Source organism: Streptomyces sp. NPDC043746 (assembly GCF_056436485.1).
On record NZ_JBWKCM010000020.1, the window covers coordinates 102711 to 124481 of the forward strand.

Sequence of the window (21771 nt, forward strand, 5' to 3'; positions counted from 1 at the left end):
GGCCTGCCCCTTGATACCCCTGGGGGGTATCTCTTCCTCTCTCCATGTATACCCCCCGCCCCTATGAAGTGCAAGGCGCGCCGGGGGTGCCTGCCGGGCGGGGTCGCGCGACTCCGCGATCATGCGTTCAGATGGAGGGCTGGGCGGCCACTCGGCCGCCCCGTAGGCTGGTCATTGGACTAGACCTATAGCCGCGTATATCTGAGGAATGGGGACCCATGAGCAACCGTGCAGTCCTGGAGGTGATCGCTCTCGACGCGGAGGACGCGGTCGCCGCCCAGGCGGGTGGTGCAGACCGCCTCGAACTGGTCACCGACATGGCGGCGGACGGCCTGACGCCGTCACGGGAGACCTTCGCGGCGATCCGGTCCGCCGTGGACATCCCGCTGCGCGTCATGCTCAGGGTGGCCGACGGGTTCGCCGCCGGTGACATCGACGTGCTGATCGGCAAGGCCCGCGAGATGCGGGCGGCGGGCGCCGACGAGTTCGTCCTCGGCTTCCTCGACGAGGAGGGCCACGCCGACCTGGTGGCGGTCGAGCGGATCGTCGCCGAGCTGGACGGCTGCCGGTGGACGTTCCACCGCGCGATCGACCGGGCCGCCGACCGCGACGCCGTACGCAAGCAGCTCGCGGACCTGCCCGGCCTGGACACGTTCCTCACGGCGGGTTCGCCGGACGGGGTCGACGCGGGCATCCCGACGCTCCTGGAGGAGGCCGCCCGCACCCAGGAGCCCGGGTACGAGGCGCAGATCCTGGTGGGCGGCGGTCTCCAGCTCCACCACCTGCCCCGGCTGCGGACGGCGGGGATCGACGCCTTCCACATCGGAGGGGCGGCCCGCCCCTCCGGCTGGTCGGCACCGGTGGACGCGGCGGCGGTACGGGAGTGGCGCGAGGCACTCGACGCCTGAGCCCGCAGGCGGGGGGCGGGACCATCGGCCCCGCCCCCCGCTCCCTCGCCGTACCTACTGCTCCAGCGCCTCCGGCAGCGCCGCCGCGTGCACCACCGTCAGCCCCGACACCGCACGGGTCAGCGCGACGTAGAGCCGCCGCAGCCCGGTCCGCTCGTCCGGCTCGCCGTCCACCACGGCCGCCGGCTCGTCGAGCACCACGTAGTCGTACTCCAGCCCCTTCGCCAGCGACGCGGGCACCAGCGTCAGCCGGGACTCGGCGGTCGTCTCCTCGCCGGGCGAGAGGTACGCGCGGCCCGCGGCCTCCAGCGCCGCGCCCAGCGCGGGAAGGCGGGCGTCGGCGGCGATCAGCCCGATGGACCCTTCGTGGCGCAGCGACTCCTCGCAGGCGGCGACGACGGCCGCGTCCAGTTCCGCCGCGCCGCCCGGCACCTTCCGTACGGCCAAGGACCCCGGAGACTCCCGCACCGACTCCACCGCGGCGAGACCCGGCGAGATCGCGGGCAGCAGCCGGGAGGCGTACGCGATCACCTCGCGCGGCACGCGGAAGCCCGCCGTCAGCTCCTCCACCACCGCGTCCGCCTTGCCCAGGTGGAACAGTGCCTCGTCCCAGCTCTCCGTGGACCACGGCGTCGTCCCCTGCGCGAGGTCGCCGAGCACGGTGGCCGACCCGGTCGAGCAGCGCCGTCCCACCGCCCGGTACTGCATGGGGGAGAGGTCCTGCGCCTCGTCGAGCACGACATGGCCCAGCGAGTGGGTACGGGCCACCAGGTCGCGGGCCTCGTCGATGAGCACCGCGTCCGCCGCCGACCACCTGGCCGACCGCACGCTCCGGGCGGGCTTCGCCCAGAGGATCAGCTTCTGCTCGTCCTCGCTGAGCAGCCCCTCCGCGTGGGCGGCCAGGAACTCCGGGTCGGCCAGCAGCCGCAGCACCAGCTTCTCCGGGTCGACGGCGGGCCAGATCGCCTTCACGGCCGCCTTCACCGCCGGGTTGCGGGCCACGGTGTTCTGCACCCGGTCGTCCGGTGCCTCTCCCGCCTCCTCCATCCGGACGAGAACGGCGTGCGCGATCCGCTGCGGCAGGGCCTCGTGGGCGGAGCCGTACCGCATGTCCCGGGCGAGCAGTTCGTCGACCATCTCCTCGATCTCGTACGCGGGCACCCGCCAGCGCCGCGACCCGCGCACGACCACGACGGGCTCGGTCGGCCGGGTCACATGCGAGCGGATCGCCCGGCGCAGCACCTCGGCCATGCGGGCGTCGCCCTTGACGGCGGCGGCGGCCGCGTCGTCGCTGCCGCGCACCTCCACCCCCGCCGTCACCAGGTCGTCGACCGTGGCCTGCTTGACCTCCAGCTCACCGAGGGCGGGCAGGACCTGCTCGATGTAGTGGAGGAAGGACCGGTTCGGCCCGATGACGAGCGTGCCGGTCCGGGCGAGCCGCTCGCGGTGCGCGTACAGCAGGAAGGCCACCCGGTGCAGGCCGACGGCGGTCTTCCCGGTGCCGGGGCCGCCCTGCACGCAGACGGTCCCGCCGAGGCCGCTGCGGACGATCTCGTCCTGCTCGGGCTGGATGGTGGCGACGATGTCGCGCATCGGACCGACGCGGGGCCGCTCGATCTCGGCCTGGAGGAGCCGGCTGGTGTGCGCGGCCTCGGCCGGGTCGGTGAGGTGCTCGTCCTCGTACGCGGTCAGCTCGCCGCCGGTGTACCCGAAGCGGCGGCGCAGCCCGACGTCCTGGGGGTCCTTCGGGGACGCCTGGTAGTACGGCTGGGAGACCGGGGCGCGCCAGTCGATGACCATCGGGTCCCCGGCGGCGTCGTGGACGTGTCGGCGCCCGATGTAGAAGCGCTCGCCCTCCGCGCCCTCGGCCAGTTCGCCGCCGACGGCGTGCAGATAGTCGAGGCGGCCGAAGAACAGCGGGGTGTGGGAGAGGTCGGCCAGCGCCTTGATGCGGTCGTCGATCTGGGCCTGGAGGACGGCGGCGTTGACCCAGTTCGCGGTGACATCGCGGATGTCGAGCGCCTGGACGTCCTCGCGCATCGCCCGCAGGGCGGCCCGGGACGCGGCGAGATGGGCGCGCTCGTGTGCCAGGGGGTCGGCGGTGGAATCGCTGTCTGCTGCTTCTGCTACGTGCGCGGGCACGGTGTTGCCTCCGGCTCTTCACGGGCTTCTCGACGCAGGACGGCGGACCGTTCGTCGGTGCCGGCGCCAGCCGGAGCAGGACGGTCCGCTCGGAAGGTTCGATCGCGTGGGTGTCGGCCGGTTTCCGTCCGGTCGGCGGCGCTCCCGGGGCCGTGGGCACGGCGCGGGAGGCGGGCAGACCGGCGATTGTAGCCACAGGTCCGGGCCGGGGCGAAACGGATTACGGCCTTTCCCGGGGAGGAGGCACCAGGGGTACCCGTAGGGGATGCGCGCGGTCCGAGCGGTACCGGAGGGCTACGGGCCCGGCGTACGGGTTCCGTCTGCGGGCCGACGCGTCCGAACGGGTGACGGGAGCACCATGGATGCATGAGTACAGCCACCCTGAACCCCCGCAGGACCGGCCCCGCGCACGGCGCGACCGCGGTCTCCGGTCACCACCGACCCCACCGCGTCGGCGACGCGGTCCGCGCGCTCAAGGTCTTCGTGACGGCGGCCTTCGGCGTCGTCGTCCTGGGGGAGTACGCGGAGGAGGCGGGCGTCCGGCGAGGCCGCTGAACGCCCCGCCGCCCCACCCCCTCCAGCGCCTCCTTCAGCTCCCTGCCAGCAGCTCGTCCGCGTCGACGATGCGGTACGCGTACCCCTGCTCGGCCAGGAACCGCTGGCGGTGCGCCGCGAAGTCCTGGTCGATGGTGTCGCGGGCGACGACCGAGTAGAACCGCGCCTCGTGCCCGTCGGCCTTCGGCCGCAGGACGCGCCCCAGCCGCTGGGCCTCCTCCTGGCGCGACCCGAAGGTCCCGGAGACCTGGATGGCGACGGTCGCCTCCGGCAGGTCGATGGAGAAGTTGGCGACCTTGGAGACGACGAGGACGCTGATCTCCCCGTTCCGGAACGCGTCGAAGAGCTTCTCGCGCTGGGCGTTGCTGGTCTCGCCCTTGATGACGGGGGCGTCCAGGTGTTCCCCCAGCTCGTCGAGTTGGTCGATGTACTGCCCGATGACCAGGGTCTGCTCGCCCCGGTGCTTGCGTACGAGCGCCTCGGTCACCTTCCGCTTGGTGGCGGTGGTGGCGCAGAAGCGGTACTTCTCCTCCGTCTCGGCGGTGGCGTACGCGAGCCGTTCGGAGTCGGTGAGGTTGACCCGCACCTCCACGCAGTCGGCGGGCGCGATGTAGCCCTGCGCCTCGATCTCCTTCCACGGGGCGTCGAACCGCTTGGGCCCGATGAGGGAGAAGACGTCGGACTCCCGCCCGTCCTCGCGTACGAGGGTCGCGGTGAGCCCGAGCCGCCGCCGGGCCTGGAGGTCGGCGGTGAACTTGAAGACGGGGGCGGGCAGCAGATGGACCTCGTCGTAGACGACGAGCCCCCAGTCACGGGAGTCGAACAGCTCCAGGTGCGGATAGATCCCCTTACGCCGGGTGGTCAGCACCTGGTAGGTGGCGATGGTGACCGGCCTGATCTCCTTCTTCGTCCCGCTGTACTCCCCGATCTCGTCCTCGGTGAGCGAGGTCCGCTTCACCAGCTCGTGCTTCCACTGGCGGGCGGAGACGGTGTTGGTGACGAGGATGAGCGTGGTGGCCTTGGCCTCGGCCATGGCACCGGCGCCGACGAGGGTCTTCCCGGCCCCGCAGGGCAGCACCACCACCCCCGACCCCCCGTGCCAGAAGCCCTCCACGGCCTGCTTCTGGTACGGCCGCAGGGCCCAGCCGTCCTCGGCCAGCTCGATCGGATGGGCCTCGCCGTCGACGTAGCCCGCCAGGTCCTCGGCGGGCCAGCCCAGCTTGAGCAGGGTCTGCTTGACCTGCCCGCGCTCGGAGGGGTGCACGGCCACGGTGTCCGGGTCGATCCGGGCGCCCACGAGCGGCTGCACCTTCTTCGACCGCAGGATCTCCTCCAGCACGGGCCGGTCGGTGGTGGTGAGGACGAGCCCGTGCACGGGGTGCTTGGAGAGGGTGAGCCGCCCGTAGCGGGCCATGGTCTCCGCGATGTCGACCAGGAGCGCGTGCGGAACGGGGTAGCGGGAGTACTCGACGAGGGCGTCGACGACCTGCTCGGCGTCGTGCCCGGCGGCGCGGGCGTTCCAGAGGCCGAGCGGGGTGACCCGGTAGGTGTGGATGTGCTCGGGCGCGCGCTCCAGCTCGGCGAACGGGGCGATGGCCCGGCGGCAGGCCTCGGCCAGCTCGTGGTCGACCTCCAGGAGGAGCGTCTTGTCGCTCTGGACGATCAGGCAGGACACATGTACCTCCGGAAGGTGGGAAGGTCCCGTGGGGCGCCGGGGTGCGCACTGCCGGCTACGTCGGACGTTCGGACGTCGTCGGACGCTCACGCGAACAGAAGATTCTACCTTGCCGCCCTGTGACCCGGCTGTGATCTCTCTCCCCCGGGTCCCTCGGCTCACCCCGGGTGCCCCGGCTGCGGCGGGTGTCCTTCGACGGCGGCCAGCAGCTTCCGCAGGGTCGCGTCGAAGGCGCGCGCCTCGTCCTCGGTGAGCAGCCCGAGGAGGCGGTTCTCGTTGGCGGCGTGCTCGGTGACGGCGGCGTCGACGAGGGCGAACCCCTCGGGCGTGAGGCCGATCCGGAGGCTGCGGCGGTCCTGTGGGTCGGGGCGCCGGCTGACGAGGCCGCGCGCCTCCAGGCGGTCCAGGCGCTTGGTCATCCCGGCGCGGGTGATGAGGAGGATCTCCGCGAGCTGCGAGGGGGGCATCTCGTGCGGGGCCCCCGTACGGCGGAGGCTGGCCAGGACGTCGAACTCCCCGCGGTCCAGACCGTACGCGGCGAAGACCGCGTCCACACGGCGGCTCCCGGCGAGGTGGAGACGGGCGAAGCGGGCGAGCGTGCCCATGGCGGTGAAGTCGAGGTCGGGCCGCTCGCGCTCCCAGTGGGCGACGGCGATGTCGGCGAAGTCGGGGGGATTCTCGGGTCGATCGGCCATCCGGTGATGGTATCGCAGTCGCCAACCGGTATATGGTCAACTGGCTAACTACATCGTGTAGGTGCAAGGTGCTCGGAAGGTGCTCTCTGATGAAGCCCATAGCTGTGCGCTCCTCGGCCGTTGTGCAGGCTCCCGCCGGGTTCGTGTGGGACTTCCTCCACGTCTACGCCAATGACCTGGAGTGGCGCTCCGGCTTGGAGAAGATGGCCCAGACCCCGCCGGGCCCGGTGCGTGACGGGGCCCGGGTGGAGGAGACCCTGCGCGTGCTGGGCCGGGTGGTGGAGAGCGTGGTCGAGGTCGCGGACGTCCGCGAGGGCCACTCCTTCGCCTGGCGGGTGGCCGAGGGCGCGACGGCGGAAGGCAGCCGCGCGGTGACGGCCGTGGGCGAGCAGGCGTGCCGGGTGGACATCGTCAAGCGCGTGACCCTCACGGGGAGCGACCGCCTCCTGCGCCCGGTGATCGCGGCGGTGATCACGCGCACGGAGCGAGGGGACCTCCGCCGGGTGAAGCGGCTGCTGGAACGGTCCTGGCAGAACCGCTGAGCCGGTCTCAGCGTCCGCGCCGCTGCGGCCCGAAGCGCACGGGGACGCCGGGCGAGTGCAGCATGGTCCGGAGATGAGGACGGCCCGTACACGAGCATGTTCCGTCGTCCCGGTGACGGGCGTGACGATCACCGTGTGAAGGCACCCACCCCCTACACATCCCCGTCCTCCGCCAGCTCCGCCACCCCCGTGATCCGGTGCAGCGGGTAGGTGCGGACCCCGTCGGCCGTGTGGTCGTAGGCCGTGACGAAGCCGCCCTCCACACGGACCGGGGCGATGACGCGCTGGCTGGCGGAGCCCTCGGCGGTGACGTAGCCGATCCAGAGGGAGGAGCCGGTCATCGCGGCGGCCTGGACCGTGGCCAGGGTCTCGGCGGAGCTGGTGCGGGGAAGAGTGCCGGAGGGGCGGGAGCCGGGGGTGTCGGTGGCCGGTTCCTTGCGGGGGACCGTGGCGGCCGTGTCGCCTGCGCGGATGGCCCGTACCGCCGCGCCCAGGAGGGTGGCGTCTGGGGTCGGGGGGCCTTCGGGGACCGGGGCCGGAGGGGTGCGGGGCGGGGTGCGGCGGGCGCCCGCGCGGGTGATCAGGACGTCGCCCTCCGCGGATTCGGCTGCGGGGGCGTACCCCATCTCGCGGAGCGCCTCCAGGAGGGAGCCGGGGTCGGCCTGGGCGGCCAGGACCGTGGGGGCGAGGCGGCGCAGGCGCAGGCCCGTGGAGCGGCGGTCGGCCAGGATCTCGTTGAGGACCGCCTCGTCGTCGCAGCGTACGTACGCGGACGCCGCCCCGATCCGCAGATGGCCGTGGCGGCGGGCCACGTCGTCGATCAGATAGCTCAGCGGCTGCGGCACCGGCGTACGGCTGTGCGCGGCCAGGAACGCGTGCAGGTCCGACGCCGCCTGCCCGGCGTCCAGTGCCCGGCGCACCGAACCGGGTGTGAAGCGGTAGACCGTCGCCCCGCCCTTCGACTCGACGTCCGCGAGGACGGAGAGGGTCTCCGCCAGCGGGCGTTCCAGGGGGCCCGGCGCCACCGCCGTCAGGTCCGCCTGGAGCAGGACGTGGTCCAGTGGTTCGGGGAGGAGGGGGGCCAGGAGGCGAGCCGCCGCCGCCTCCCCCTCGTCCAGCAGGGCCCGGGTGTGCGTCGCCAGTGCGCCCCGGCCCGTGATCCCCAGCAGCTCCGCCTCGTTCAGCGTCCAGAGCGCCAGGTGGGAGTGGAGGTCCGTGCCCTGTGCCGTGGACGCCGAACCCCGCGACGGGCGTTCCCAGCGCAGCCGCCGCAGCAGTGACTCCGGGTCCGGTGCCGTGCCCGGGGCGAGTGCGGCGAGCAGGGCCAGGGTGCGGGCGCGTACGCCCGGCGCGGCCGAGCGGTCCAGCTCCGGGCCCAGCGCGGACAGGGCCCGGCCCTTGGCGTCCTGGCCGCCCACCAGGCCCGGCACCCGGGTGGCCGGGAGCCAGGCGGTCGCCAGGTGCGTCCAGCGGTCCTGGGCGGAGAGGTCGAGCCACTCGTCGTACGCGGGCGTCGGCGCGTACCGCTCGTCACTCTCCCCGTCGGAGGCCAGCAGTCCCGCTCCGTAGGCCAGTTCGAGCCAGAACGCGGTGACCGGCTCCGTGGTGTCCAGCGCGGCGGCCGTGCGTTTCAGCTCCCGTACGCTCAGCCCGCCCGCGCGCAGGATCGGCGGGCCGCCGCCGTTCCAGAGCTTCAGCAGCTCCTCGACGGTCGCCAGGGCGGTGAAAGCCTGGCCCGCCGCCGCCCTGTCCACAGCCTGTGGATCGCGTTCGGCGGCGGCCGTGACGACCGGGGGCTCCGGCTCCGGTACGCGGTGGGCGCGCCCGGCGCGCAGATGCAGCGCCGCCTCGCGCGGCAGCACCACCGTCCGCGTCGACACCGGCAGCAGCAGGCCCCGGTCCCGCAGCCACTTCACGGGGGGCGTGGGGTTGGGCGTGACCTCTCCGTACGGCGGGCCCCACACCAGCCGGTCCAGCACCGACAGCGCCTCCGCCGGGGCCGTGTCCAGCAGCTCCGCCATCCGCGTCCGGTCGGTGAAGAGGGCGGACAGCGCCGCCACCGCCGAGACCGGGTCGTGCGTGGCCGACAGGCCCGTCGCCGCCAGGATGTCCTGGAGGCGGCCCGGCGACATCCCGGCCGTCGCCTCCGCGACCGTGGGGCCCAGGCCCGTGGGGGAGGGGTGCTGCGGGGACGGGGCCAGCAGCTCGCGGGCCGTCCGCACCAGCCGCAGCCGGTCGTCCTCGCCCCAGACCAGGGCCTGTTCCCGCAGCGTCGCCAGCGCGCCCGGCAGCGCGGCGGTGACGGCCGCCCCCGCGTCGTCGCGCTGCTCGCCGTCGTCGAGCCCGTCGCCGGTGAGGAGCGAGAGCAGTGTGTCGTACGGGGCCGGGTCCGGGGCCACCGCCAGCGCCTCGGCGGTCTGCAGCGCGAACCGGTCCAGGTGCTCCAGCGCGCGGACCACGGAGGCCCGGGTTCCGGCCCTGGTGGCGAGCTGTGTGATGTCGTTGGGCACCGGGTTGAGGAGGTCGGGGCGGGCACGCAGCAGCCCGGCCAGCGATTCGTCGCCCCGGGCGCGCAGGGCTTCGGCGAGCGTGCGCGGTGGTGTGGTCGTCCCCATCCGTCCCACGTTAGCCGCTGAAACGCTACCGTCGGGGCAGGGCCGCAAGAGGGGATGCAACCGCGTGGGGATCGAGAGCGACCAGCTCGTCTACGACTACCTGAGCCGCGTCGGCGACCTGGCCCAGCAGCACCAGCTGTCGTCGGGCGCCCGGATGCGGCTCGTCTCGACGCTCCGGGGCGAGATCGAACGGCAGCGCACCACGGAGGGCGCCGACTCCCCGGCGGCCGTACGGCGCATCATCGGCAGGCTCGGCACCCCGGACGAACTGGTCGGCGCGGCGGCGGGGTCGGGTGATGGCGAAGGGGCGGTCCCGCCGCCCGCGGCCTCGGCCCGTACGAGGTCGGATGCGGGGGCGCGCACGGGGCCCGGTGCGGCCGTTCCCCGGCCCCGGATCGGGTTCCTCCGCAAGGGGCCGAAGGCGTCGGAGGCGGCAGGTGCGTCGGAGGGGCCGGACACGTCGGCGGGCCCCGGTCCTGCCGTGAAGGCCGGTTCGCAGGCCGGTTCGCGGGGCGGTCCGCGAACCGGTTCCGACCGGAGCGCCCCGCCGCCCGCCGCCGACCGTTCCCGTGCGGACCTCACCGAGTCCCCCGGCCCCGACAGCGCTCAGGCCCCCGACGAACCCCCCGCCACCCCCTGGCCCCACCCGTCCGCCCCGCACGTCCTCGGCCCCGACCGGCCCGGCGCCGACGGCGGTGACGGTGATGCCGACTGGTGGCGGCTGGAGCCCGGGCCCTTCGACGCGGGGACCGCCGTCCCCGGCTTCTTCGGCGGCATCGAGGCCCCCGAACTGCTCGGCAGGCGCCCGGCCGAGCCCGACACCGAGGACAAGGAAGAGGGCAAGGAGGAGGCGGCGCAGGAGGACGGCGGACCAGGCACCGGCGAGGGCGCCGACGAAGCCCCTCGCCGCGCGCCCCGCATCCCCCTGCCCCGCCGCCGCAAGCCCGCCCCCGCCCCCGCCGCGGCACCGGCGGTCGCAGCGGCCGCCTCCGCCCCACGCCGCGGCTTCGCCCACCCCCTGCTGCTCCTGGCCGCGCTGCTGCTGATCGCCGGGGTGGTCACCGGGTCCTGGATCCCGCTGGCGGGCGGCTGGCTCATCGCCTACGGCTCGCGGACCCTCTCCCGTACGGAGGCGAAGTGGGCGGCCCTGGGGCTGCCCGGCGTCGTCGTGGCCGGGGCGCTGGTCTGGGTGTGGGGGCGGCTGGACGGGCGCTGGGGCGAGCCCATCGAGGAGGGGGCCCTGCGCGAGGTGCTGACCGGCGCCTGGCCCGTGGTCGTCCGCGTCGCCGCCGTCGCCTCCGCGCTCTACCTGGTGTGGCGGGCGCGGAGGCGCGCCTGAAGGTCCCGGCGGGCTACTTCGTCAGGTGGGTCTGCAGCTCGCTCAGGATCTTGTCGGCCGCCGTGTAGCCGATGCCCTGGATCCACAGCTGGTCGTCGACCGCGAAGACCCTGCCGTTCTTGACCGCGTCCATGTTCTTCCACAGGCCGCTGCCGGTGGTCTGCGTCTCCTTGGACTTCCTCGGGTCGCCGTACGTCGAGTGGAAGATCGCGTCCGCGTCCGCCAGGTCGATCTTCTCGGGGCTGACGTCGTGACTGAACCCGTCCGTCGCCTTGTCCGTGACGGCCGGGCGGCCGAGGCCCACGTCGGCGAGGATCGTGGCGATGTAGTTCTTCTTGCCGTAGATGCGGATGTCGGCGCCTTCGACGAACCGGACGATGTTGACCTCGGTCGCCGCCGCCTTCTCCTTGCCGCCGAGCGCCTTCGTCACCTCGGCCACGTGCCGGGCGTAGTCGTCGGTGACCATGGTGGCCTCGGCCTTCTTGTTGAGGGCCTCCGCGTGGACCTGGAAGTTCTCCTTCCAGGGGTAGCCGGTGTTCTCCGTCATCACGGTCGGTGCGATCTTGGAGAGCTCGGCGTACTTGTCGCCGTGCCGGATCTTGCTGGTGAGGATGAGGTCGGGCTTCAGTCCGGCGATGGCCTCCAGGTTCGGGGTCATCATCTGGCCGACGTCCTTGATCCCCGCGACCTGGTCCTTCGGCAGGTAGTTCAGGAACCCCGACTGCACGTCCGAGTGGGTGGCGCCGACCGGCTTCATGCCGAGGGTGAGGACCGAGTCGAGCTCGGCGGAGTCCAGGACGACGACCCGCTGCGGGTTGGCCGGGACCTTCACGTCGCCCATGGCCGTCTTCACCGTACGGGGGGCTCCGGCGGAGGCGACGTCGGAGCCGGACGAGCCGGACGCGGAGCCCGAGTCGGACGAGAAGCCGCACGCGGACAGGGTCAGCGCGGCGGCCACGGTCAGGGACGCGGCGGCGAGGGTACGGGAGCGGTGCTGGAGGGTCATCGTTCAGAGGGCCTTTCCGGGAGCCGGGGCAGGGGTGGAAGTCGGGACGGGAGCGGGGGCGGAGGTGGAGGCGGAGGCGGAGACCGGGGCGGCCGAGGAGTCCGGGCTCCACGGGGCGCCCGGGACGACCAGCGGCGAACCCGTCACCGGGTCCGGGACGACCACCGCCTCCAGCCCGAAGACCTCACGGACGAGGTCGGCCGTGACGATGTCCCCCGGTCGGCCCTCCGCGACGATCCGGCCCTCCTTCATGGCGACCAGGTGGTCGGCGTACCGGGCCGCCTGGTTGAGGTCGTGCAGTACGGTGACGACGGTGCGGCCGCGGCTGCCGTCGGCGGCAGGGGTTGCCAACTGGCGTACCAGGTCCAGCACTTCCACCTGGTGCGCGATGTCCAGATAGGTCGTCGGCTCGTCCAGCAGCAGCAGGTCCGTCTCCTGCGCGAGCGCCATCGCGATCCACACCCGCTGGCGCTGCCCGCCCGACAGCTCGTCCACCGACCGGTCGGCCAGCGCCGTCACATCCGTACGGCGCATGGCGTCGGTCACCGCCCGCTCGTCCGCGTCCGACCACTGCTGCCACCAGCTCTGGTGCGGCTGGCGGCCCCGGGCCACCAGGTCGGAGACGGTGATCGCCTCGGGCGCCACCGGGGTCTGCGGGAGCAGCCCGATGGACTGCGCGATGCGCTTGGTCGGTATCCGCGCCAGCTCCGTACCGTCCAGCAGGACCGCCCCGCCGCGCGGCCTCAGCAGCCGGCCGAGCGCTCGCAGGGTGGTGGACTTGCCGCAGGCGTTCGGGCCCACGATCACGGTGACCCGGCCGTCGGGCACGGCCAGGTCCAGCTCGTGGACGACGGTGCGGTCCTCGTACGCCAGGGTCAGGGCGCGGGCGGCCAGGCGTGAGGGCCCGTGCGGGGAGTCGGTCGTCGGGCTCATGCGGTGCCTCCACTGCGGCCACGGTGGCCGCGGATGATCAGCCAGATCAGGTACGGGGCGCCGACCGCCGCCGTGAGGACGCCCACCGGCAGTTCGGTGGGGGAGAACAGCCTGCGGGCGAGCAGATCGCCCAGGACGACGATCACCGCGCCCAGCAGCGCCGAGGAGAGCAGCGGGATCTGTGCCGTGCGGGTCATCCGGCGGGCGATCTGCGGGGCGAGCAGCGCCACGAAGTCCACCGGGCCCGCCGTGCCCGTCGCGACGGACGCCAGGACCACCCCGAGCGCGACGAGCCCGAGCCGTACGCGCCCCAGGCGCACGCCCAGCGCGGTCGCGGTGTCGTCGTCCATCGTCACCGTGCGCTGCGCGCGGGCCGCCCATGCCACGGCGGGCAGCAGGACGAGGAGGGTCCAGGCGAGCGGGGCGGCCTCCGACCAGCCGCGCCCGTTCAGCGAACCGGTCATCCAGATCTGCGCCTGCTGCGCGACCAGGTAGTCGCCCTTGGTCAGGAAGAGCGTGGTCACCGACCGCAGCGCGATGGCGAAGCCGATGCCGATGAGGACGAAGCGGGTGGCGTGCAGGCCGCCGCGCCAGGCGAAGACGTAGACGAGGGCGGCGGCCGCGATGCCGCCGACGACGGAGAGGTAGGGGAGGACGGCGTACGAGGTGATGCCGAAGGTCATCGCGCCGACCGTGAGCGCGCTCGCGCCCTGGCTGATGCCGATGATGTCGGGGCTGGCCAGCGGGTTGCGGGCCACCGTCTGGATCAGCGCCCCGGCGATCCCGAAGGCCGCGCCCACCAGCAGCCCGACCGTCATCCGGGGCAGCCGGAGCGTGCCGACGACCAGTTCGGCCGGGGACGGCTGCCCGAGGACCACCTTCACCACCTCGCCGGGGGCGACGAAGCTCTCCCCGACACAGAGGTAGGCCACACAGACGGCGGCGAGGAGGACGAGCAGAGCCGCCGCCACGACGGACGCCCGCCGGTGCAGCAGGAACCGGCCGCGCGGTCCGGCCTTCACGACGGAGTACCCGGCGGGCCGGACCCGTACGGCCGTTGATGTCTCGCTCACGCGGGAGCCGCCTTCCGGCGTACGAGGGCGACCAGGAACGGCACCCCGATCAGGGCTGTCATCACACCCGCCGGAACCTCGCTCGGCGGGAACACGATCCGGCCGACGACGTCCGAGACGAGCAGCATCACCGGCCCGAGCAGGGCGGCCATGGGCAGCACCCAGCGGTGGTCGTTGCCGACGACCGCGCGGGCGATGTGCGGGACGGCGAGCCCGATGAACGCGATCGGCCCGGCGGCGGCCACCCCGACCCCGGTCAGCACGGTCGCCCCGATGCCGCCGACGATCCGGACCGCCGCGACGTTCTGGCCGAGCCCCTTCGCCACGTCCTCGCCGAGCGCGAGCGCGTCCAGACCACGGGCGACCGAGAGCACGAGGACCGCGCCCAGCAGCAGGAACGGCCACACCTGCTGGACGACGTCCGCCTCCCGCCCGGCGACCGAGCCGACCTGCCAGAAGCGGAACTCGTCCAGCGCCGACGCCTTCGTCGTGAGGACCCCCATCGTCACCGAGACCAGCAGCGCGTTGATCGCGGCCCCGCCGAGCGCGAGCTTCACGGGGGTCGCCCCGCCGCGCCCGCTGGACGCGATGGCGTACACGGCGACCGAGGCCACGGCGGCCCCCGCGAAGGCGAACCAGACGTACCCGCTCAGCGTGTGCACCCCCGCGAACGCGATCGCCAGCACCACCGCCACCGACGCCCCCTGGCTGATCCCGAGGATGCCGGGGTCCGCGATGGGGTTACGGGTGATCCCCTGGAGCACCGTGCCCGCGAGGGCCAGCGCCGCCCCGACCATCAGGCCGATGAGCGTGCGGGGCACCCGCATCGTGCGGATCACCTCGGCCGCGTCGGAGGTCCCGCCGTGCAACAGCGCGTCGACGACCTCGCCCGGCGGGATGGAGCGCGCCCCGACCGCCAGGCTCAGCAGGACGGCCAGCAGCAGCGCCACCACGGCCGCGGCGGTCGCCGCCGCGCGTCGGGTCGGGCGGCGGGGGACGCGGGGCGCGCCGGCCGGAGCGGTGGCCGGCGCGGGCGCGGGCGCTGACGCTGACATCGGAACCAATCGGGAGGGTGTCCGGTACGGAGAGGGTGTCCGGTACGGGGAGGGTGGGCGGAAAGGTTACTAAGGCTTGGCTAAGTTCGGGTCTCAGTCTAGGTGGCGGGTTTTCGCCGGAGGACGGGGCGGGTGCCCTCCGCGCCGGAGCGCGGGGCGGGTGCCGCCCAACGGCCCGTACCCATCCGCCCGTGCACCGCCCCGCACAATGGTCCGCATGGCTTCCACGGCTTCGAGCCCCTTCCCGGCCCCGACCACCGCCCCGTCCACGGTCCCGCCCGTCGGCCGCCTCACCGTCGGCTTCGACCTCGACATGACGCTCATCGACTCCCGGCCCGGCATCGCCGCCACCTACCGGGTCCTGGCCGCCGAGACGGGCGTGCCCATCGACGACGCCCTGGCGGTGAGCCGGATAGGCCCGCCGCTGGAGGACGAGCTGGCGCACTGGTTCCCGGCGGACCGGGTGGCGGCCGCGGCCGACCGCTACCGGGAGCTGTACGTCGACCACGCGATAGCCCCGACCACGGCCCTCGCCGGGGCGCGTGAGTCCGTGGCGGCGGTGCGGGCGCTCGGCGGCCGGGCGATCGTCGTCACCGCGAAGTACGAGCCGAACGCCAAGCTGCACCTGGCCCACCTCGGGATCGAGCCGGACGCGGTGATCGGCTGGCTCTGGGCGGAGGCCAAGGGCGAGGCACTGCGCGAGTACGGGGCGCAGGTGTACGTGGGCGACCACGTCGGGGACGTCCGCGGGGCGCGCGCGGCCGGGGCGCTGTCGGTCGCCGTGACGACGGGCCCCTGTGACGCGGAGGAGCTGCGGGCGGCGGGCGCGGACGTGGTGCTGTCGGAGCTGGCGGAGTTCCCGGCCTGGCTGCGCACGTTCGAGGAGGCCCGGGCGTCCGCGCCTTCCGGCGGCCGGGGCCGCGGCGGCTCCGGCGGGAGCGGGGCGAGCAGGTCGTAGGGCTGCCCGAGCGTGTTCCGGCTGCCGTGCGCGATCCGCAGGGGGGAGGCCGCCGAGGGAGAGGGGCGCACCGTCCGCCGGTCACGGTCCCCGAGCGGCACGGTGCCCAAACAGGGGGCGGTCCGAGGACGGCTGGGCTACCAGCCCCCGCCCGCTCCCCGCCCCCCTCCCGGCCCGCTTCCGGTCCGGTCCGCGACCGGCGTGATCCGGCCGAAAAGATCCGGGAAGCCGTCAGGTGCGGCCCGCGGCCCGCTTGGGTGAGGAGAGCCAGACCGAGCGGACGACGCCCACCCCGGCGATCAGGAAGCCGACGCCCATGAACATGCAGACCCCGTAGGCGATCGGGGGGAACGGCTCCGTACCGAGGAAGAGCGGTGCGACGGTGACCAGAGTGGCCAGCGCGCCGATGAAGAAGACGATCGCGCCGACCTGAACGAGACGGTCGCCGGCGCCTGAAGGAGTAGTGGTCACGCCACCAGGGTAGTTCCCAGCCCTGAGGAACACTCCGGCGACGTCTTGTCACCGGCGGCAGGGCCATTAGCCTTGGTCCGGGCGGGTCACGGTGACCCGCTGTACTGCTATCCGGAGCCGTTGTCCTTCCTCAGGGAGGACCGGCTCTTCCGCACAGTGACGAGTACGAGGACGGGGACAGACGTGCCCACCGGCAAGGTGAAGTGGTTCAACAGCGAGAAGGGCTTCGGTTTCCTCTCCCGCGACGACGGCGGTGACGTCTTCGTGCACTCGTCGGTACTCCCTGCCGGGGTCGACGCCCTCAAGCCCGGCCAGCGTGTGGAGTTCGGCGTGGTCGCGGGCCAGCGTGGTGACCAGGCCCTGTCCGTGGTGGTCCTCGACCCCACCCCGTCCGTCGCGGCCGCCCAGCGCCGCAAGCCGGACGAGCTGGCGTCGATCGTGCAGGACCTGACGACGGTCCTGGAGAACATCACGCCCCAGCTGGAGCGCGGGCGCTACCCGGACAAGGCCGCGGGCGCCAAGATCGCGGGCCTGCTGCGGGCGGTGGCGGACCAGCTGGACGTGTAGGCCCCGCACAGGGCCGGGACCGAGGCAGGAGCAGGGGTCAGTCAGGGGAACGCCAGCGCGTCCGGGCCGAGGGGCGGCACGAGTCCCTCGGCCGCCGCGCGGGTGAGCAGACCCCGGACCGCCGCGTAGCCGTCCTCCCCGAGGTCGGCGGTGAACTCGTTCACGTACAGCCCGATGTGCTGCTCCGCGACGGCCGGGTCCATCTCCTGGGCGTGCTCCCGGACGTACGGACGGGAGGCCTCCGGGTGTTCCCAGGCCAGCCGGACCGAGCTGCGGATGGTGTCGGCCAGGCGGCGCAGGGTCTCCTCGCCCAGGGAGCGCTTGGCGATGATCGCGCCGAGGGGGATGGGCAGCCCGGTGGTGTCCTCCCAGTGCCGCCCCATGTCGGCCAGGTTGTGGAGCCCGTAGTTCCGGTAGGTGAAGCGGGCCTCGTGGATGACGAGACCGGCGTCCACCGTGCCGTCCCGCACGGCCGGCATGATCTCGTCGAACGGCATGACGACGACCTCGCCGACCCCCTCCGGCACCGTCTCCGCCGCCCAGAGCCGGAAGAGCAGGTACGCCGTCGAGCGCTCGCTCGGGACGGCGACGGTCCGGCCGGTCAGGTCGAGGCCCAGCTGCTTGGTGAGGACCAGCGGCCCGCACCCCCGGCCCAGCGCCCCGCCGCACGGCAGCAGCGCGTACTCCTCCAGCACCCAGGGCAGGACCGCGTACGACACCTTCAGGACGTCCAGCTCGCCGCGCTCGGCCATGCCGTTGGTGATGTCGATGTCCGCGAAGGTCACATCGGGCGCGGGCGCGCCGGGGACCCTGCCATGGGCCCAGGCGTCGAAGACGAAGGTGTCGTTGGGGCAGGGCGAGAAGGCGATCTCGATCGGGGCCCCGGCCGGGCGCTCGGCCGGGCCCGGGTGTGCGTCAGTGGTCATGCCGGTGCCAACCTTCCAGTACGGGTGCCGTCTTCCCGAACGCCTCCGTGAGCGCCGCCAGGGCGTCCCCGATGCGCCAGGCCGCCCGGTCGCGGGGGCCGACGGCGTTGGAGACCGCCCGCAGCTCCAGTACGGGCACGCCGGCCCGCTCGGCGGCCTCCGCCACCCCGAACCCCTCCATCGCCTCGGCCAGCGCGTCCGGGTGCGCGGCGCGCAGGGCGGCGGCGCGTGTCGCGGTGCCGGTCACGGTGGAGACCGTGAGGACGGGGCCGGGGGCGGCGCCGGTGGCCGACGCCACCTGCCGTACGAGCGCGGGGGGCGCGGTGAAGCGGTCACGGCCGAAGCCGAGCGCGGTGACGGCCGCGAAGCCCTCCGGGGTCTCGGCGCCCAGGTCGGCCGCCACGATGTCGCTCGCCACGACCAGGGAGCCGAGCGGGGCGGCCGGGGCGAACCCGCCGCCGATCCCGGCGGAGACGACGAGCCCGTACGGGGACGGGCTGGCCGACTCCGCAGCGGCGGCCAGGGCGAAGGCGGTGGACGCAGCGGCCGCCGCCGGGCCGACCCCGCCCGCCAGGACGTCGAACGCGCCCGTGCGGTGCAGCTCGGCCCCGGGCAGCAGGGTGAGGATCTCCGTACCGGCCCCGGAAACCTCCGTACCGCTCCCGGAGCCCCCCGTACCGCCCCCGAACGCGCGCGTGACCGCGTCCCGTTCCACCGGGACAGCGGTCACGACGAGCACACGCACAGGGAGAGCCTCAGGGCCTTGGGAGGGCAGGGGCAGGGGGGAGGGACGGAGGGACGCGGCGGCGAGGGGTCAGGACTTCTTCTTCAGTTCGAACTGCCAGATGCCGGTGAGCTTGCTGCCGTTGGTCTCCACGATGGAGACGTTGGTCTTGCTGGCGGGCTCGCCCGTCTGGCTGGCGAAGAAGGCGCTGCCGGGGATCGTCCGGTAGGTCTTCTTGAACGGCTCCTGCTCGGCCTGCTGGCCGTTGATGAAGAGCGTCCAGCCGCGCTCGGCGATCTCGGGGTCGACGCCGAAGCGGACCTTGTCGTCCATGGCGACCTCGACGACCTTGTCGGCCTTCTTGTTCAGGCAGCCCTGGATCAGCGACTCCTTGATCGCGTCACCGTCGTTGTAGCAGGCCGCCTCGGAGTTCACCGACGTCGTGCCGACCGTCACGGTGGCGAGCGGCGTCGGCTTGTCGCAGGCGGAGAGGACGAGGAGTCCCGCGGACACGGCACCAAGAGCGACGCCGATTCGACGGCCCTTACCGGAGAAGAACGCAACGGTCATGGGCCGAAGGCTATCGGTCGCCTCCGCTCACGCCACGCGGGGGTGCGGCGAGCCGCGTCCTGCGGCCCCCAGGAGGCCCCGTACGGACGCGGCGGCGCCGAGGGCGAGGATGCCCGCCGCGACCGACATGCCGACCGCCGCGTTGAGGGGCAGGGCGATGCCGATACCGCCGCCGACCACCCACGCCATCTGGAGCAGCGTCTCGGAGCGGGCGAAGGCGGAGGTGCGGACCTCCTCCGGCACGTCCCGCTGGATCATCGCGTCCAGCGACAGCTTGGAGAGGGCCTGGGTGAACCCGGCGACCGCGCCCAGCGCGGCGACCGCCGCCGTGGAGAAGAAGACCGCGGCGAGGATCGCCGTGCCCAGGGCGAGCCCCAGCACCGTCGCGATGATCACCTCGGGGCCGCGCGCCCGGAGCCACGCGCCCACCGCCGTACCGCAGGCGTTGCCCACACCCGCCGCCACGCCGACGATGGCGAGCGAGATCGCCGCGCTCTGGCCCGCCATCGGGTGCTCGCGCAGCAGGAACGCCAGGAAGAAGATGAGGAAGCCGGAGAGGGCCCGGTGGGCGGCGTTGGCCTGGAGGCCGTGGAGGACCGGCCCGCCGACGGACCGCAGTCCGGGTGGGCGCTCCTTGGGCGGTTTCTCCCCGCGGCCCTTCCCGGTGCGCTGCTTCTTCCGGGGAGCGGGGCGCGGTACGGGTTCCGGGCGGTGGGGGAGGTGGGGCAGGTGCGGGTGGTCCTGCGGGTCGATCAGGCGGGCCCGGCGCTCGCCCTTGGCGGAGTCGACCTTGGGCGGCATCGTGAAGGCGAGGAAGGTGCCCGCGATGAAGATCGCACAGGCGCCGTAGAGCGGCCAGGCGGGGCCGACGGTCTGGAGCCCGGCCCCGATCGGGGCCGCAACCCCCGTGGCGAGCAGCCCCGCCAGGGTGACCCGTGAGTTGGCCTTGACCAGGGAGAACTTGGGTGGCAGCAGCCGTGGCACGACCGCGCTGCGCACCACTCCGTACGCCTTCGACGAGACCAGTACCCCCAGCGCGGCCGGATACAGCTCAAGACCGCCGGTGGCGACCGCCCCCGACATGGTGAGCGCCAGCAGCGCGCGGGCCAGCATCGCGCCCGCCATCGCGGCCCGGCGGCCGTGCGGCAGCCGGTCCAGCAGCGGGCCGATCACCGGGGCGAGCAGGGTGAAGGGGGCCATGGTGATGGCGAGGTAGAGCGCGACGCGCCCGCGCGCCTCGTCGGTCGGCACGGAGAAGAAGACGGTGGAGGCGAGGGCCACGGTGATCATGACGTCACCCGCACCGTTCACCGCGTGCAGCTCGATGAGCCTGCCGAGCCCGGACTCCCCGGCCCCGTGGGCGTGCGTCGCCTTGCGGATCCCGCGCGCCGTGCCGGTGAACGGGGAGCGCAGGGCACGCCCCGTCGCCCGCCCCGCCCTGCGGAGCGGGCCGGGACCGTCGTGCGACCTGGCGGCAGTCACCCCGTCATAGTGCCCCAACCCTGGCCCGTATGAACGGTGATCGGCTACGGACGCGCGCGTGAGGTCCTGTCGGACCAGCGGGCCGGGCGGCGGCGCGCAAGTCCCCCGGGCCGGGTCCGGCCGGATCTCGCAGGTGGGCCGGGTGCGCCGAAGGCCGCTCGCGGGGCGTCGGGCGAGGGCTGAGGGAAAGACGGATACGGCACGTTTGGGACGGGCAGGTGGGCGCGGAGCGACGGAGAGGGTAGCGTGCGTAACGCGCCACCGGCGGTTGTTCTTGGCCGCGCGCCTCTCCGCGATCCCGCAGAATGGGTGGCAGAAGGCGCGCCCGAGGCAGGCACAACGGGTGTGGACGTCGACGCGGCCCCCAGGTCCGCTCCGCCCGCAACTGTCTGGCCGAAAACGGCAATCGTGCAGCAGCTGGCGCGCTCGTGAGACTGGCGTATGGAGAGAAGCGAAGACCTGTGAGTGCTGCGACGACGCGAAGCCGTACGGCCCGTACCCCTGTCCCCGACCGCCTGTGCGCCGAGGCGGTCGACCTCGCCCGTGCGGCGGCGGAGGAAGCCGCCGCGCCCGGTGTGGTCGGCGAACATGTCGGTGTGGTCTCCGAGGGGGACCGCGTCGTCACGCACTACTTCGAGTCCAAGGAGCCCGGCTACCGGGGCTGGCGCTGGGCGGTGACCGTGGCGCGGGCCTCCCGCGCGAAGAACGTCACCCTGGACGAGACGGTGCTGCTGCCGGGGGCCGACGCGCTCCTGGCGCCGGAGTGGGTGCCGTGGAGCGAGCGGCTGCGCCCCGGGGACATGGGGCCGGGCGACCTGCTGCCCACCGAGGCGGAGGACCTGCGCCTGGAGCCGGGCTGGAGCGGCGAGGACGAGCCGCCGCCGAACTCGGTCGTCTCCGACGAACTGGCGGAGCTGGCCGACACGGAGGACGCCGAGCTGACGGACCGGCCGGTGGCCACCACCAGCCGGGGCTCCATCGCCGCGGTGGCCGAGGAGCTGGGCACGCGGCGGGCGCGGGTGCTCTCGCGGTACGGGCTGCACGAGGCGGCCGACCGCTGGGACGAGGCGTTCGGCCCGAACACACCGATGGCCCAGGCTGCCCCGGCGACGTGTGTGAGCTGCGCGTTCCTGATCCCGATGGCGGGCTCCCTGAAGCAGGCCTTCGGGGTCTGCGCCAACGAGTTCGGCCCGGCGGACGGGCATGTGGTGTCGCTGGCATACGGGTGCGGGGGGCACTCGGAGGCGGCGGTGATGCCCAAGCCGGTGCGGCCGGCGGACCATGCGCTGGACACGATGCGGGTGGACGAGTACGCGCTGCGCCCCGAACGCGACGGCGGCTCGGTCCCGCCCGAGCCCGACGGAGCCTCGGAGGACCTGGGGCACTCGTGAGGCCCGCCCTTCCCGCTCGTGCGCCGGTGACCCACTCCGGCCCGTTGGGCGTCTGAGGACGGAACCGCCGATGTGGTGTCGGGCCATCTCTGCGGGGTGCCGGGCCCGAGGGCCATGGAAGGGGGGCCCGGGCCCCACGCGAGG

General features: G+C 73.9%; 20 protein-coding genes. 7 read left to right on the forward strand and 13 right to left on the reverse strand.

From position 1 onward, the window contains the following. Positions 1 to 218: 218 nt before the first annotated feature. Positions 219 to 908: a copper homeostasis protein CutC gene (locus AC0682_RS21575; RefSeq protein WP_478534683.1), complete on the forward strand. Its 690-nt coding sequence runs from the start codon at positions 219 to 221 to the stop codon at positions 906 to 908. Positions 909 to 962: 54 nt separating this feature from the next. Here AC0682_RS21575 and AC0682_RS21580 read toward each other — a convergent pair whose 3' ends face one another. Next, complete coding sequence (locus AC0682_RS21580) at positions 963 to 3050, reverse strand: HelD family protein (protein WP_478534685.1); 2088 nt, start codon at positions 3048 to 3050, stop codon at positions 963 to 965. Between the two features lie 366 nt (positions 3051 to 3416). On the opposite strand from AC0682_RS21580, the gene AC0682_RS21585 reads away from it, so the two are divergent. Then, positions 3417 to 3605 (forward strand): hypothetical protein, encoded by a 189-nt coding sequence (locus AC0682_RS21585; protein WP_478534687.1) that lies wholly within the window; start codon positions 3417 to 3419, stop codon positions 3603 to 3605. A gap of 34 nt (positions 3606 to 3639) precedes the next feature. Here AC0682_RS21585 and AC0682_RS21590 read toward each other — a convergent pair whose 3' ends face one another. Together AC0682_RS21590 and AC0682_RS21595 are read right to left on the reverse strand one after the other, a co-directional pair. Beyond that, entirely contained in the window at positions 3640 to 5280 is a 1641-nt protein-coding gene (locus AC0682_RS21590) for a DNA repair helicase XPB (protein ID WP_478534689.1), read from the reverse strand. A 158-nt stretch (positions 5281 to 5438) separates the two neighbouring features. Then, entirely contained in the window at positions 5439 to 5975 is a 537-nt protein-coding gene (locus AC0682_RS21595) for a MarR family winged helix-turn-helix transcriptional regulator (protein WP_478534691.1), read from the reverse strand. Between the two features lie 89 nt (positions 5976 to 6064). Between AC0682_RS21595 and AC0682_RS21600 the strand changes: the two genes are divergently transcribed. After that, positions 6065 to 6517 carry an SRPBCC family protein gene (locus AC0682_RS21600; protein WP_478534693.1) on the forward strand — a complete coding sequence of 151 codons (453 nt, stop codon included), beginning with the start codon at positions 6065 to 6067 and terminating at the stop codon, positions 6515 to 6517. A 152-nt stretch (positions 6518 to 6669) separates the two neighbouring features. Here AC0682_RS21600 and AC0682_RS21605 read toward each other — a convergent pair whose 3' ends face one another. Beyond that, positions 6670 to 9132, reverse strand: a complete 2463-nt coding sequence (locus AC0682_RS21605; protein ID WP_478534695.1) for a helicase-associated domain-containing protein — start codon at positions 9130 to 9132, stop codon at positions 6670 to 6672. Between the two features lie 64 nt (positions 9133 to 9196). Here AC0682_RS21605 and AC0682_RS21610 point away from each other — a divergent pair, with 64 nt between their 5' ends. Then, complete coding sequence (locus tag AC0682_RS21610; RefSeq protein WP_478534697.1) at positions 9197 to 10471, forward strand: hypothetical protein; 1275 nt, start codon at positions 9197 to 9199, stop codon at positions 10469 to 10471. A 13-nt stretch (positions 10472 to 10484) separates the two neighbouring features. On the opposite strand, the gene AC0682_RS21615 is transcribed toward AC0682_RS21610, so the two are convergent. From AC0682_RS21615 to AC0682_RS21630, 4 genes are read right to left on the reverse strand one after another with little or no spacing between them, the layout of a single operon-like run. After that, a complete protein-coding gene (locus AC0682_RS21615) occupies positions 10485 to 11477 on the reverse strand; it encodes an ABC transporter substrate-binding protein (RefSeq protein ID WP_478534699.1) in 993 nt (330 codons plus the stop codon). 3 nt (positions 11478 to 11480) lie between these two features. Beyond that, entirely contained in the window at positions 11481 to 12410 is a 930-nt protein-coding gene (locus tag AC0682_RS21620; RefSeq protein WP_478534701.1) for an ABC transporter ATP-binding protein, read from the reverse strand. Beyond that, positions 12407 to 13483, reverse strand: coding sequence for a FecCD family ABC transporter permease (locus AC0682_RS21625; protein ID WP_478534702.1), 1077 nt, complete (start codon positions 13481 to 13483; stop codon positions 12407 to 12409). The genes AC0682_RS21620 and AC0682_RS21625 overlap by 4 nt, the downstream gene beginning before the upstream one ends. Next, positions 13480 to 14538, reverse strand: a complete 1059-nt coding sequence (locus AC0682_RS21630) for a FecCD family ABC transporter permease (protein ID WP_478534704.1) — start codon at positions 14536 to 14538, stop codon at positions 13480 to 13482. Before AC0682_RS21630 ends, AC0682_RS21625 begins: the two co-directional genes overlap by 4 nt. Positions 14539 to 14755: 217 nt before the next feature. Here AC0682_RS21630 and AC0682_RS21635 point away from each other — a divergent pair, with 217 nt between their 5' ends. After that, a complete protein-coding gene (locus AC0682_RS21635) occupies positions 14756 to 15496 on the forward strand; it encodes an HAD family hydrolase (RefSeq protein ID WP_478534706.1) in 741 nt (246 codons plus the stop codon). Positions 15497 to 15727: 231 nt separating this feature from the next. On the opposite strand, the gene AC0682_RS21640 is transcribed toward AC0682_RS21635, so the two are convergent. Beyond that, complete coding sequence (locus AC0682_RS21640) at positions 15728 to 15967, reverse strand: hypothetical protein (protein ID WP_018490520.1); 240 nt, start codon at positions 15965 to 15967, stop codon at positions 15728 to 15730. Positions 15968 to 16150: 183 nt separating this feature from the next. Between AC0682_RS21640 and AC0682_RS21645 the strand changes: the two genes are divergently transcribed. Further along, positions 16151 to 16534 (forward strand): cold-shock protein, encoded by a 384-nt coding sequence (locus AC0682_RS21645; RefSeq protein ID WP_006126557.1) that lies wholly within the window; start codon positions 16151 to 16153, stop codon positions 16532 to 16534. Positions 16535 to 16575: 41 nt separating this feature from the next. Here AC0682_RS21645 and AC0682_RS21650 read toward each other — a convergent pair whose 3' ends face one another. From AC0682_RS21650 to AC0682_RS21665, 4 genes are all read right to left on the reverse strand, one after another. Beyond that, entirely contained in the window at positions 16576 to 17460 is an 885-nt protein-coding gene (locus AC0682_RS21650; protein ID WP_478534709.1) for a 1,4-dihydroxy-6-naphthoate synthase, read from the reverse strand. Next, entirely contained in the window at positions 17450 to 18205 is a 756-nt protein-coding gene (locus AC0682_RS21655) for a futalosine hydrolase (protein ID WP_478534711.1), read from the reverse strand. Before AC0682_RS21655 ends, AC0682_RS21650 begins: the two co-directional genes overlap by 11 nt. Positions 18206 to 18274: 69 nt before the next feature. Then, positions 18275 to 18754 carry a DUF2771 domain-containing protein gene (locus AC0682_RS21660; protein ID WP_254812010.1) on the reverse strand — a complete coding sequence of 160 codons (480 nt, stop codon included), beginning with the start codon at positions 18752 to 18754 and terminating at the stop codon, positions 18275 to 18277. Positions 18755 to 18781: 27 nt separating this feature from the next. Next, the gene (locus AC0682_RS21665; RefSeq protein WP_478534713.1) at positions 18782 to 20236 is read right to left on the reverse strand and encodes an MFS transporter; all 1455 of its coding nucleotides are present in this window, start codon (positions 20234 to 20236) and stop codon (positions 18782 to 18784) included. A 461-nt stretch (positions 20237 to 20697) separates the two neighbouring features. On the opposite strand from AC0682_RS21665, the gene AC0682_RS21670 reads away from it, so the two are divergent. Continuing rightward, on the forward strand, positions 20698 to 21627 hold the full coding sequence (locus AC0682_RS21670) for a DUF3027 domain-containing protein (protein ID WP_478534715.1): 930 nt from the start codon (positions 20698 to 20700) through the stop codon (positions 21625 to 21627). Positions 21628 to 21771: the final 144 nt, after the last annotated feature.

Coding starts and splice junctions, on each gene's coding strand:
- AC0682_RS21595 (WP_478534691.1), bottom strand. CDS start 5,975: ATGGCCGATCGACCCGAGAATCCCCCCGACTTCGCCGACATCGCCGTC.
- AC0682_RS21615 (WP_478534699.1), bottom strand. CDS start 11,477: ATGACCCTCCAGCACCGCTCCCGTACCCTCGCCGCCGCGTCCCTGACC.
- AC0682_RS21635 (WP_478534706.1), top strand. CDS start 14,756: ATGGCTTCCACGGCTTCGAGCCCCTTCCCGGCCCCGACCACCGCCCCG.
- AC0682_RS21650 (WP_478534709.1), bottom strand. CDS start 17,460: ATGACCACTGACGCACACCCGGGCCCGGCCGAGCGCCCGGCCGGGGCC.
- AC0682_RS21630 (WP_478534704.1), bottom strand. CDS start 14,538: ATGTCAGCGTCAGCGCCCGCGCCCGCGCCGGCCACCGCTCCGGCCGGC.
- AC0682_RS21600 (WP_478534693.1), top strand. CDS start 6,065: ATGAAGCCCATAGCTGTGCGCTCCTCGGCCGTTGTGCAGGCTCCCGCC.
- AC0682_RS21585 (WP_478534687.1), top strand. CDS start 3,417: ATGAGTACAGCCACCCTGAACCCCCGCAGGACCGGCCCCGCGCACGGC.
- AC0682_RS21605 (WP_478534695.1), bottom strand. CDS start 9,132: ATGGGGACGACCACACCACCGCGCACGCTCGCCGAAGCCCTGCGCGCC.
- AC0682_RS21575 (WP_478534683.1), top strand. CDS start 219: ATGAGCAACCGTGCAGTCCTGGAGGTGATCGCTCTCGACGCGGAGGAC.
- AC0682_RS21620 (WP_478534701.1), bottom strand. CDS start 12,410: ATGAGCCCGACGACCGACTCCCCGCACGGGCCCTCACGCCTGGCCGCC.
- AC0682_RS21660 (WP_254812010.1), bottom strand. CDS start 18,754: ATGACCGTTGCGTTCTTCTCCGGTAAGGGCCGTCGAATCGGCGTCGCT.